Source organism: Chromobacterium subtsugae (assembly GCF_035919665.1).
Lineage (GTDB): Bacteria > Pseudomonadota > Gammaproteobacteria > Burkholderiales > Chromobacteriaceae > Chromobacterium > Chromobacterium subtsugae.
The window spans coordinates 925930-937757 of sequence record NZ_CP142381.1 but is presented as its reverse complement, the minus strand read 5'-3'; the positions used below and the strand labels follow the sequence as shown (position 1 = coordinate 937757).

The following is an 11828-nucleotide window of genomic DNA, read 5'->3' as shown; positions in this document are numbered from 1 at the left end:
GTGGTGGAGGATGACGGGATCGAACCGACGACCCCCTGCTTGCAAAGCAGGTGCTCTCCCAACTGAGCTAATCCCCCAACTGGTGGGTCTGGTAGGACTCGAACCTACGACCCCTGCGTTATCAACACAGTGCTCTAACCAGCTGAGCTACAAACCCAGTCAACTTCTCAGCACTGAATCTCTTCGATCCAGCTGCCCTTAACGCGAATAACCGATAGGCTGTAAGTGCTTGGCGATCGCCTTCTCTAGAAAGGAGGTGATCCAGCCGCAGGTTCCCCTACGGCTACCTTGTTACGACTTCACCCCAGTCATGAATCCCACCGTGGTAAGCGGCCTCCTTGCGGTTAGCCTACCCACTTCTGGTGAAACTCACTCCCATGGTGTGACGGGCGGTGTGTACAAGACCCGGGAACGTATTCACCGCAGCATGCTGATCTGCGATTACTAGCGATTCCGACTTCACGCACTCGAGTTGCAGAGTGCGATCCGGACTACGATCGGTTTTATGAGATTGGCACCACCTCGCGGCTTAGCGACCCTCTGTACCGACCATTGTATGACGTGTGAAGCCCTGCTCATAAGGGCCATGAGGACTTGACGTCATCCCCACCTTCCTCCGGTTTGTCACCGGCAGTCTCATTAGAGTGCCCAACTAAATGATGGCAACTAATGACAAGGGTTGCGCTCGTTGCGGGACTTAACCCAACATCTCACGACACGAGCTGACGACAGCCATGCAGCACCTGTGTTACGGCTCCCTTTCGGGCACCAAGATATCTCTACCAAGTTCCGTACATGTCAAGAGCAGGTAAGGTTTTTCGCGTTGCATCGAATTAATCCACATCATCCACCGCTTGTGCGGGTCCCCGTCAATTCCTTTGAGTTTTAACCTTGCGGCCGTACTCCCCAGGCGGTCAATTTCACGCGTTAGCTACGCTACCAAGGATTCAAACCCCCAACAGCTAATTGACATCGTTTAGGGCGTGGACTACCAGGGTATCTAATCCTGTTTGCTCCCCACGCTTTCGTGCATGAGCGTCAGTGTCATCCCAGGGGGCTGCCTTCGCCATCGGTATTCCTCCGCATCTCTACGCATTTCACTGCTACACGCGGAATTCTACCCCCCTCTGACGCACTCTAGTCTTGCAGTCTCCAATGCCGTTCCCAGGTTGAGCCCGGGGCTTTCACATCAGACTTGCAAAACCGCCTGCGCACGCTTTACGCCCAGTAATTCCGATTAACGCTTGCACCCTACGTATTACCGCGGCTGCTGGCACGTAGTTAGCCGGTGCTTATTCTTCCGGTACTGTCATCCCCGCCAGGTATTAACCAGCGGGATTTCCTCCCGAACAAAAGTCCTTTACAACCCGAAGGCCTTCTTCAGACACGCGGCATGGCTGGATCAGGCTTGCGCCCATTGTCCAAAATTCCCCACTGCTGCCTCCCGTAGGAGTCTGGGCCGTGTCTCAGTCCCAGTGTGGCGGATCATCCTCTCAGACCCGCTACTGATCGTCGCCTTGGTGAGCTCTTACCTCACCAACTAGCTAATCAGACATCGGCTGCTCGTATAACGTGAGGCCTTACGGTCCCCCACTTTCCCCCTCAGGGCGTATGCGGTATTAATCCGGCTTTCGCCGAGCTATCCCCCATTACACGGTACATTCCGATGCGTTACTCACCCGTTCGCCACTCGTCAGCGGTGCAAGCACCCTGTTACCGTTCGACTTGCATGTGTAAAGCATGCCGCCAGCGTTCAATCTGAGCCAGGATCAAACTCTTCAGTTCAATCTCATAGCAAATTTTCTGGCACGCAAGTTCAAAGAAATAAACAAGTATCTCTTGTCTCTTGCAGTGCAAGTTTTTGGCTTTCGCCAAACACTTACACCTATCGGTTATTCTGTCTGTTAAAGAGCGGTGCCGATCGCTGCGTCGTCATCACCGGAACCGTTTCGTTTCCGCTGTTTCGTTCGCTGCGTCAGCTGAGGAGGCGAACTATACGCCCGGGACCCGCACCCGTCAACACCTTTCGCGATAAAAAATGAACTTTCTTCGACCAGCCCGCGCAAGGCATTGATTTACAAGAAAAGCCGTGAGAAAGAATTTCAGGCCCGCAGCCATTGCGGCAAGAAAACCGCCACAGTCGGACCTGGCTGGCCACCGGAAATGCGGCGTCGGCTACGCGCCAACAGGCGATTCTGCTACGCTTCCATGCGTTTGGCACGCGACGTGCCTGCCGTGGACACTCTATATATGCTCAAATTCGATGTGCTGATTATCGGCAGCGGCCTGGCCGGCATGACGCTGGCGCTGCATCTGGCGGAAAAACGCAAGGTGGGCCTGATCACCAAACGCGACCTGCTGGAAGGCAGCTCCACTTATGCCCAAGGCGGCATCGCCGCCGTGCTGGATACCGACGACTCGGTGGAAGACCACATCCGCGATACGCTGATCGCCGGCGCCGGCCTGTGCAATGAAGACACCACCCGCTTCATCGTCGAGCACTCCAAGGAGGCGATAGACTGGCTGATCGAGCTGGGCGTGCCCTTCACCCGCGACGACGAGCATCAGACCGGTTATCACCTGACGCGCGAAGGGGGCCACAGCCACCGCCGCATCATCCATGCCGCCGATGCCACCGGCGCCGCGGTGACCAGCACGCTGGGCCAGAAGATCAAGGCGCATCCGAACATCACCGAGCTGGAACACTATATAGCGATAGACCTGATCACGTCGCAGAAGCTGGGCCAGGACGGCAAGCGCGCTTACGGCGTCTACGCCTTGGACAAGAACAGCGACGAAGTCGTCACCATCGCCGCCCAGCACACCATCCTGGCGTCCGGCGGCGCCGGCAAGGTTTACCTCTATACCACCAATCCGGATACCGCCACCGGCGACGGCATCGCGATGGGCTGGCGCGCCGGCTGCCGCGTCGGCAATATGGAGTTCATGCAGTTCCATCCGACCTGCCTGTACCACCCGCATTCCAAATCCTTCCTGATCACCGAGGCAGTGCGCGGCGAAGGCGGGATTCTGAAACTGCCGGACAGCACCCGCTTCATGCCGCAGCACGATCCGCGCGGCGAGCTGGCGCCTCGCGACGTGGTGGCGCGCGCGATAGACTTTGAAATGAAGAAGCACGGCCTGGACTGCGTCTACCTGGACATCTCTTATAAGCCGGCGCAATTCATCAAGGAACACTTCCCCAATATCTACGCCCACTGCCTGGAGTTGGGCATAGACATCACCCAGCAGCCGATACCGGTGGTGCCGGCGGTGCACTTCACCTGCGGCGGCATCGTCACCGACCTGGCCGGCCGCACCGACGTGGCCGGACTGTACGCGGTGGGCGAAGTGGCGCATACCGGCCTGCATGGCGCCAACCGCCTGGCCAGCAACTCACTGCTGGAATGCCTGGTGATAGGCAAGGCCGCGGCGGCCGACATCCAGGCGCAGGACACCATCAAACTGCCGGCGATTCCGGCCTGGGACGACAGCCGCGTCACCGACCCGGATGAAGAAGTGGTGATCTCGCACAACTGGGACGAGCTGCGGCGCGCGATGTGGGACTACGTCGGCATCGTCCGCACCAACAAGCGGCTGGAGCGGGCGCTGCACCGCATCGATCTGCTGAAGGGCGAGATCGACGAGTACTACAGCCACTTCCACGTCAGCAATGACCTGATCGAGCTGCGCAACCTGGTGCAGACCTCGGAGCTGATCGTCCGCTCCGCGCTGCTGCGCAAGGAAAGCCGCGGCCTGCACTACAGCCGCGACTATCCTGACCTGCTGCCGCAAGCCCGCGACACGGTGCTGGAGCCGCCCCCGCGCCAGGACTGAGTCCACCGCAAACCAAGCGAAACGGCCGCCGTGCCCTGATTAAGGCGTGGCGGCCGTTCTTTATCTACGGCTTCACTCTTCGTCAGGATGATGGGTACGCATGAACGGCGGCGCCGCCAGCACGCCGGGCACGTCAGGGTTGGCCAGGTTCTGCATCACTTTCTGCGCCACCAGCTTCAATTCGTACATGATGCCCAGCGCGGCATCCAGCTGATTCGGTTCGCCGTTGAAGGTGCGGTTCAACGCCACCAGCAGGTTTTGATACGCCTGATAGAACTGCGCGCCGCTGACCGCCGCGCCGCTGCCCTTGGCGTAGTCGGACAAGGCGGCGTTGGGCAGCAGCGGATAAACGCCGGTCTCATCCAGCGGCACCGGCTCGCCGCTGTACGACCAGCCGGACACGCTGGCCGGGTCGCGCACCAGGCGCTTGCCGTAATAGATCTCGCCAAACTTGAAGTAATGGGCGTAGCCGCCTCTCGGGTCTTCCTTTGGGTTGATCTTGTCGTCCTGGATCTGCAGGCCTTCGCCCTGGCGGACGATGGTCATGATCGCCGCCCGGGCGGAGCCGATATCGTAAACCTTGCCCTCCGGATGGCCAGGCACCTCAGGCGGGAACCACTTGCTGATATCCACTTGTTGCTCCAGCCTCGGGCGGGCGAAACAGGGCACCCCGGCTGCCACCAGCTCTTCCAGCTTGTGCAGAATGGCCATATAGAAGTCGCCGATAGACTCGTAGCCGGAGTTGTCGGCCAGTTCCGGCGCCGTCTCACCCGGCAGGATGGCCTCGGTATCCGGCCGCTCCACCGCCATGAAGACCTCGAACGCCTGCAGCCGGGTCAATGACTTCAGCGTTACCGTCAGCCCCTCGTCGACGCACATCGGCAGCGGCCCCGGATACTGCAGGCTACGGCCGTCCGCCACGATGTCCGGGTTGCCGCCGATCGCGATCAGCGCATTGGCCGCCAGCGTCATGTGCAGCATTTCCTCCACCACCACCGACTGCACCAGCGCGCGCGACGCCTGGTTCTGGCCCGGCATCACCGAGAACTGCGCGGTCAGGTAAGGCGGGATGGTGGCCAGTTCCAGCCGCACCGCGCCGGCCAGCATTTCCCGCACATCCTCAACGGAAGCGGCCGCGCGCAGCTTGGCCATCAATTCTGGACGAATTTTCAGCATGGACTTTTCTTTCTTTTGATCTGGCGATGGGGTGACCGGCTCAGCGGCCGGCCTTGCGGCTCTTGCTGGCGGTGGGCGCGGCGCGCGCGGCGGCGATGTCCGCCTCGCCGGGCATCGCGCTGGGCCGCAACGGACAACGTTTGCCGAACATCAGTTGCCGGTCCATGGTGTTGCCGGTGCGGTCCATCACATCCTGAAAGTAATTGATCAGCATCCGCCGCTTGCTGGACGACAGGTCGCGGGTGACCGGCATCTGGTCCGGATCCTCGATCGGCTTGTCGAACACGAAGCGCATGATGGCGGCGCAGGCATCGGCCACGCCCTGCTTGGAAAAGTCGAACAAGCCCTGGCTCATCACCGGGTAGAGATTGGCGTATTGCTGCAGGATGGGTTGCACGTCTTCCCAGCGCGGGTGTTCCAGGTTCACCTGCTGCCCCGGCTGCGGATAGGTGCTGAACACCATCAGCGCCAGATTGTCGTAAGGCTGCTGCACCGCCGGGTTGTCGCCGGCGAAGTTGTAATTGACGGTGAACAGCTGGCCGTCCATGTATTCGCGCGGCGTCGCCATGAACTCGGGGCCGTGCACCGTGAACTGCGCGGTGCCATCGGCGCCGGTCACCACTTCGCGCGGCTCGATGCGGATCGCGCCGCCGGGCACATTGTTGACGGGCAGCAGCGCCCGCGGCGTGGTGGCGGCATCCGGGCTGGTGGGCGTGTTGTCGTAATCCAGCGCCGGGCCCGCCGCCCAGAACTCCATTCTCGCCCCCGCCGCCGGCTGGCCGTAGGTAGCCGCGTACAGGGTGGTGACGAGGCGGTTTTTCGCCGGATCGTTGGGGTCCAGCCGAGTGGCGAAGTCCTCGACCCTCACCTCATTACCCAGCAGCGCCTCGCGCACGCAGACCTGCGCGTTGCCGTTGCTGTCATTGATCTGGATGATGGCCAGCGGCTGGCCCTCGGTCTGGCGCAAGGCATCGCCGCTCAGCGGCAGCGACTGGATGCCAGCCTGCACATTCTGCAGCGCCTGCGAAGTGTCCACCGTTCCCAGGTAAATGTAATCGCCCGGCCCGATTTCGGCGTCCTGCGCGGTCAACGCGTTTTTCAGGATCGCGTACTGCAAAACGCCCAGGTCCTTGACCTGGTTATCCGGCCCCAGCGGCAAGGCGTTGCTCAGGTCCACCTGCAAGCTGCTGCTGGCTCGGTCTATGTAAGAGGAAAAACAGCCGATGCCATTGCTGCTGACCAGGTCGGAGCCCTGCTGGGTAGTGGGCATGAAACGGCGCCCCAGGATGAAGGAGCGCGGCTGTCCCGCATGGACAGGACCTATGGCGCCCAGCACCGTGCCGTAGCCGAAGCGCGGGTTGGACGCGTCCATATTGTAGCCATAGGTGCTCAGGCGGACAGATAGCCGCCCCTGCTCGCTGACCCGGATCAACTGATCCAGCAGGGGACTGTCGAAATCGTCCAGATGCCACTCGACATTCGTCAGCACCGACTGAAACATCGCCGAAGCGCCGCTGTCACCGCCACCGCTGCCGCGGGTGAACCACAGGTCGCGAAACGGGTTGCTTTCGTAGTCGGCGGTCATGATGGGCGTGCCGTCCGGCCTGAGCAGCGATACCGCCAGGCCATAGAGATTGGACGCCAGCTGCCAGTCCGGATCCAGATCCACCATCTTGCCGGAAGGCTTGCCGATGGCGTTGCCCACCGTACAGGACAGCAGCGGGTCGAGCCCGGATTCAGTGATCAGCACGCCGTCCGGCCCGCGCAGGCTGGTGACCTGGCAGTCGGCGAAACGCATGATGGCGGTGCCGGTGGGATGCCACCAGCCGTTGTACGACTGCTTGGTCTGGAAATCCTGGAACGCGGGCTCGAAATTGTCGATGTCGTAGTGGCGGGGGTCGTTGTTGACGGTGGAGACATCGGCCTGGAAACTGCCGGCGAACGCCAGCCGGGGAAACTGCAGATAACTCATATCGGCTCCTTGTACGCATGGAACTGCCTTAAAGAGGAAGGGCTGCACCACTTGCATCGGATGCATGCCGAGGCAATCGCCATGTCGCGCAAGGGGGAATTTCCAAAGCATGCGGCAGGTATAGGTAGCGACCGTAAGGACAGCAATGGCCTTTCAGACAGGTGACAGCAAGGCCATCGTTGCAGGAGCACGATGACAATCCGCGCCCGGACTTGCCGCCGCGCGCGCCGCGCCCTAGAATCTACGCTTCAGATGGAGATGGCATTCCTCCGCCAACCGCCCGCAAGGGCTGATGATGCCTACAGCGTTCCCTGGCCAGGGAAGCTGTGGGCGCGCCCCGGTTTTCTCCTGTCCAGGTTTGTTCAATGCGATCAGACGATGGACTTCCATGCCTTACACCCAACTCATCCGCCGGCTCGCCCCGCTGCCCCACCTCGGCAAATGGCTGTTGCTGTCCGGCATCGTGGCCGCGCTCGCCGGCTGCGCATCCGCTTTCTTCCTGCTGGCGCTGGACTGGGCCAGCCGCTGGCGCCTGGCCCATCCCGCGGCCATCTGGCTGCTGCCCGTCGCCGGCTTCGCCGTCGGCTGGCTCTATCTGCGCTTCGGCCGGGAAGTGGAGGCCGGCAATAATCTGCTGCTGGATGAAATCCACGATCCCCGCCGCATCATCCCGCTGCGGATGGCGCCGCTGGTGCTGGCGGGAACCATCGCCACCCATTTGTGCGGCGGCTCGGCCGGACGGGAAGGCACCGCGGTGCAGATGGGCGGCGCGCTGGCCGACCAGCTCAACCGCTGGCTGCCGCTGCGGCCGGCAGACCGCGGCATCCTGCTGAGCGCCGGCATCAGCGCCGGCTTCGCTTCGGTATTCGGCACGCCGCTGGCCGGCGCCGTCTTCGGCCTGGAAGTGCTGGCCATCGGACAACTGCGCTACGACGCCATCCTGCCCTGCCTGCTGGCCGCGGTGGCCGCCGACAGGCTGGGCTTGGCGCTGGGCATCCAGCACAGCCATTACGCCATTCCCTTTGTCCCGCCCCTGAACGCCTGGAACATGCTGGCCGCGGTGCTGGCGGGCGTCGCCTTCGGCCTGGTCGCCAGGCTGTTCTCCAGCGCGACCCACGCCGTCGGCGGAGCGTTCAAACGCTTCATCCGCTACGCGCCACTGCGGCCATTGGCCGGCGGCGCCATGGTGGCCGCCGCCGCCAGCCTGCTCCCGGCCGACGCGTATCTCGGCCTGGGCCTGCCCACTCTCGCCGCCGCTTTCCAGCAGCCGCTGCCCAGCTACGACTTCGCCGGCAAGCTGGCCTTCACCGCGCTGACCCTGGGCGCCGGCTTCAAGGGCGGCGAGGTGACGCCGCTGTTCTATATCGGCGCGACGCTGGGCAACGCGCTGGCGCCGCTGCTGCAGCTGCCCTTCCCCCTGCTGGCCGGCATGGGCCTCGCCGCGGTGTTCGCCGGCGCGGCCAACACGCCGCTGGCCTCCACCGTGATGGCGATGGAGCTGTTCGGCCCCGAAGCCGGCGTCTACGCCGCGCTAGCCTGCGTGGTCAGCTATCTGTGCTCCGGCCACGCCGGCATCTACCGCGCGCAGCGGGTGGCCCAGGCCAAGCACGGCGCGTTGCCGGCGCAAATCCGGCTGGCCGATCTGCCAGCCTGGCGCGCGGCGCGATCCTCCGCCCGGCCGGATTGAAGTCGGCAAGAATCGGAATGCCCGCCGGCGCGGCATCGCGGAAACTGGGGCCTCATTCCTTTCATCAGACATGAGGCCGCCAAATGGGCTTGCTAGACCGTAAAACCGCCATCATCACCGGAGCCAGCTCCGGCATCGGCCGCGAGGCCGCCCTGCTGTTCGCCCGCGAGGGCGCCAAGGTCGTCGTCGTGGCGCGCCGGGGCCACTTGCTGGATAGCCTGGTGGACGAAATCGCCGCCGCCGGCGGCCAGGCCGCCGCGCTGGCCGCGGACGCCAGCGACGAGCGCGCCGCCCAAGCGATGGTGGAACTGGCGCTGGGCCGTTTCGGCGCCCTGGACATCGCCTTCAACAACGCCGGCGCGCTGGGCGCGCCCGGCAGCCTGCCCGATCTGGCGCTGGACGACTGGCGCCGCACGCTGGACGCCAACCTCACCAGCGCCTTCCTCTGCGCCAAATACCAGATTCCCGCCATGCTGAAACAAGGCAAGGCCTCGCTGATCTTCACCTCGTCCTTCGTCGGCCACGCGGTGGGCCTGCCGGGCATGGCGGCCTACGCCGCCGCCAAATCCGCGCTGGTTGGCCTCACCAGATCGCTGGCGGCGGAGTATGGCGCGCAAGGGCTGCGGGTGAACGCCCTGCTGCCCGGCGGCACCGATACCGAGATGGGGCAGGCGGCGACGCCGACCGCGGAGCAGCGCGCCTGGGTGGAAAACCTGCACGCGCTCAAACGGCTGGCCAGCCCGGCCGAAATCGCCGGCGCCGCGCTGTACCTAGCGTCGGACCTGTCCGGCTTCACCAGCGGCGCGGCGCTGTTCGCGGACGGCGGCGCCAGCAGCGCCCGCGGCTAAGCCAGCGGCCGCCTCACCAAAAGCGCTTGGCTCGCTCCAGGCGCGCCAGCGCCCGGCCCAGCCGCTGCCCGGCCTGCGCCGCCGCCTGGGCCAGCCAGCCATCGACAAAGCCCGCCGCCCGCGCCAGCTCGCCATCTTCCGCCGGGCCGCACTGCGCCAGCAGCGCCCGGCCCGCCGCCGCGTCGTGAATCGCGCCCAACAGGTCCTGCACCCGCTGCAGGCGGAACAGATAGCGCGCCGCCGCGCCGGCGTCGAACAATGGCGCGAAGAATTCCGCCGCATAGCGCAGCGCCTTGGCTTGCTTGCGCAACTGATGCAACTGTTCCGGATCCAGCGTCCGCCAGCGCTCCGCCAAGCGGCGCAGCCCGCGCCGCCGCCGCCGCAGAATCCGCCGGGCGAAGCGCCGCAGCTTGGCGTCCGCGTCCTCAAGCTGCGGATGGCGGCAAGACGACAACAGCCTCTCACAGCAAGCCGACTCCAGCGCTGCTTGCGCCTCGCGCCGGCAGCGCTCCGAGCGCTGCGCCAAGGCCTGCCGCAGCTTGCCTAAGCCTGCGCCGCCGCCCGCCGCGGCCTCTGCCGCCGGCAGCGCCTCCACTAGCAGCACGTCCAGATCGCGCGCCTGCCCGAGCTGGCCGGCCAGCCATTTCAGATCGGCGGCCGCCGCATCCCCATCCGCGTCGCGGGCGGAGAATATCTTGCGCGCGCAGCGCAACCGGCGCAGCGCCACCCTGGCCTGGTGCAGGCACTCATGGTCGACGCCGGCCTTGGCGCCCGCCAGATTGGCCTGGAAATGGCGCAGGCATGCCGCCGTCACCACCCGGCCAGCTTGCCGGGGCGACATCGCCGGATGCAAAGCCGGCGCCCGCATCCTTTCCGCCACAGCCCTCCCGCCAGCCATGCTTGCCTCCCCTCCGCCACACCAGCTTTCCGCGCGCATTACGCATCCATCATCCAATATAGCCAGCGCGCTTGCCCGCCCCGGCGTCATGCTTGCCTGGCAAAACATCCTGGCCAGCCTAGTCAAAATTCATAAAGTATTTTTCATATCAAGTAGTTACTTATTCGCAAAAGTCGTATGTATGAGTTGCCGTAAAAAATCAAATGGCATATAAAAGCGTTTGTTTGACCGCCTGTCCGCAGCGGCGACCGCCGCGCTACTTCGCAACCATTTCGGAGAACGCTTTGAAAAACGCAAGCGCAAGACAGCTGTCCACCATCCTGAAAACCTGCCTGCCCCTGCTGGCCGCGCTGGCTCTGGCGAATCAGGCCGCGGCCCAGGGCTCCCATGCCGGCGCGCCGGCCCGGCAAGCCGCCCATCTCCAGGCCTGCGGCGCGGCCTGGGATGCCGCCGCGCCCTATCCCGCCGGCAGCCTGGCCAGCCGCGGCGGCGTCAACTACACCGCCGCCTACTGGACCCAGGGCAATGCTCCGTCGGCGGACAGCGCGGGAGCCGGCCAGCCCTGGATAGCCGGCGCCAGTTGCCGGCCGGCGGCCAAGACCGCCGCCAAGGCGGCCGACCATGACGCCAACTTCTCGCCGGCCACGCTGCAGTTTCTCAAGGCCAACACCGGGCTGGACGGCGAGCAGTGGGACAACATCATGAAGCTGATCAACAAGCCGGAGCAGGACTCGCTGGATTGGACCAAGTTCTACGGCTACTGCGAGGACATCGGCGACAAGCGCGGCTTCACCATCGGCATTTTCGGCGCCACCACCGGCGGCCCCAACGACGGCGGCCCGGACGCCCCTGCGCTGTTCAAGGCATTCGACGCCGCCAGCGGCGCGGCCAACCCATCGATAATCGGCGGCTTGAACCGCGCCGGCGCCCACGGCGCGATGCAGGGCGCCATTCTCAAGATCAGCGACGACAAGAAAACCTTCTGCAACAAGATAGGCGCGCTGCAGAACAACGCCGCCTGGCGCGAAGCGATGTGGCGCACCTTCTACGCCGTCTACATCCAGTTCAGCGTCCAGCAGGCGCGCCAGCGCGGCTTCAACAGCGCGCTGACGATAGGCTCCTTCGTCGACACCGCGCTGAACCAGGGTGCCAGCGGCGATTCCGGCACGCTGGCCGGCGTGCTGTCCCGCTCCGGCAACAGCGCCGACGAGAAAACGTTCCTGACCCGCTTCTACGCCGAGCGCAGCAAGATCGTGGACAGCAACGACTACAACCAGCCGCCCAACGGCAAGAACCGCGTCAAGCAGTGGAGCACCCTGCTGGGCATGGGCGAGACCGACCTGAAGAACGCCGACGCGGTGGTGCTCAAGGTGACCGGCTGGCAGATGAAGTAAGCGCAGCCGCCGGGCT

7 protein-coding genes, 2 tRNA genes, 1 rRNA gene and 1 riboswitch are annotated in these 11828 nt (G+C 64.3%); of the genes, 4 read left to right on the top strand and 6 right to left on the bottom strand.

The features are described from left to right. Position 1: 1 nt before the first annotated feature. From U6115_RS04605 to U6115_RS04595, 3 genes are all read right to left on the bottom strand, one after another. Positions 2-77 (bottom strand) — tRNA-Ala (locus U6115_RS04605). A gap of 3 nt (positions 78-80) precedes the next feature. Next, positions 81-157 (bottom strand) — tRNA-Ile (locus U6115_RS04600). 92 nt (positions 158-249) lie between these two features. Beyond that, positions 250-1785, bottom strand: a 16S ribosomal RNA gene (locus U6115_RS04595). A gap of 465 nt (positions 1786-2250) precedes the next feature. Here U6115_RS04595 and nadB point away from each other — a divergent pair. Further along, positions 2251-3837, top strand: coding sequence for an L-aspartate oxidase (nadB, locus tag U6115_RS04590; protein WP_043581269.1), 1587 nt, complete (start codon positions 2251-2253; stop codon positions 3835-3837). A 72-nt stretch (positions 3838-3909) separates the two neighbouring features. Here nadB and U6115_RS04585 read toward each other — a convergent pair whose 3' ends face one another. Together U6115_RS04585 and U6115_RS04580 are read right to left on the bottom strand one after the other, a co-directional pair. Beyond that, the gene (locus U6115_RS04585; protein ID WP_043581267.1) at positions 3910-5013 is read right to left on the bottom strand and encodes a ferritin-like domain-containing protein; all 1104 of its coding nucleotides are present in this window, start codon (positions 5011-5013) and stop codon (positions 3910-3912) included. 40 nt (positions 5014-5053) lie between these two features. Beyond that, positions 5054-6985 (bottom strand): hypothetical protein, encoded by a 1932-nt coding sequence (locus tag U6115_RS04580; protein ID WP_043581265.1) that lies wholly within the window; start codon positions 6983-6985, stop codon positions 5054-5056. A 245-nt stretch (positions 6986-7230) separates the two neighbouring features. Next, positions 7231-7294, top strand: a riboswitch (Fluoride riboswitch). 79 nt (positions 7295-7373) lie between these two features. Here U6115_RS04580 and U6115_RS04575 point away from each other — a divergent pair. Beyond that, positions 7374-8672, top strand: coding sequence for a voltage-gated chloride channel family protein (locus U6115_RS04575; protein ID WP_043581263.1), 1299 nt, complete (start codon positions 7374-7376; stop codon positions 8670-8672). Positions 8673-8755: 83 nt separating this feature from the next. Further along, entirely contained in the window at positions 8756-9520 is a 765-nt protein-coding gene (locus U6115_RS04570; RefSeq protein WP_043581261.1) for an SDR family oxidoreductase, read from the top strand. 13 nt (positions 9521-9533) lie between these two features. Here U6115_RS04570 and U6115_RS04565 read toward each other — a convergent pair whose 3' ends face one another. Then, a complete protein-coding gene (locus U6115_RS04565; RefSeq protein WP_157889395.1) occupies positions 9534-10361 on the bottom strand; it encodes a CHAD domain-containing protein in 828 nt (275 codons plus the stop codon). Between the two features lie 341 nt (positions 10362-10702). On the opposite strand from U6115_RS04565, the gene U6115_RS04560 reads away from it, so the two are divergent. Beyond that, positions 10703-11812, top strand: coding sequence for a chitosanase (locus U6115_RS04560; protein ID WP_047258536.1), 1110 nt, complete (start codon positions 10703-10705; stop codon positions 11810-11812). The last annotated feature ends 16 nt before the right edge of the window (positions 11813-11828 follow it).

Coding starts and splice junctions, on each gene's coding strand:
- nadB (WP_043581269.1), top strand. CDS start 2,251: ATGCTCAAATTCGATGTGCTGATTATCGGCAGCGGCCTGGCCGGCATG.
- U6115_RS04580 (WP_043581265.1), bottom strand. CDS start 6,985: ATGAGTTATCTGCAGTTTCCCCGGCTGGCGTTCGCCGGCAGTTTCCAG.
- U6115_RS04585 (WP_043581267.1), bottom strand. CDS start 5,013: ATGCTGAAAATTCGTCCAGAATTGATGGCCAAGCTGCGCGCGGCCGCT.
- U6115_RS04565 (WP_157889395.1), bottom strand. CDS start 10,361: ATGTCGCCCCGGCAAGCTGGCCGGGTGGTGACGGCGGCATGCCTGCGC.
- U6115_RS04570 (WP_043581261.1), top strand. CDS start 8,756: ATGGGCTTGCTAGACCGTAAAACCGCCATCATCACCGGAGCCAGCTCC.
- U6115_RS04575 (WP_043581263.1), top strand. CDS start 7,374: ATGCCTTACACCCAACTCATCCGCCGGCTCGCCCCGCTGCCCCACCTC.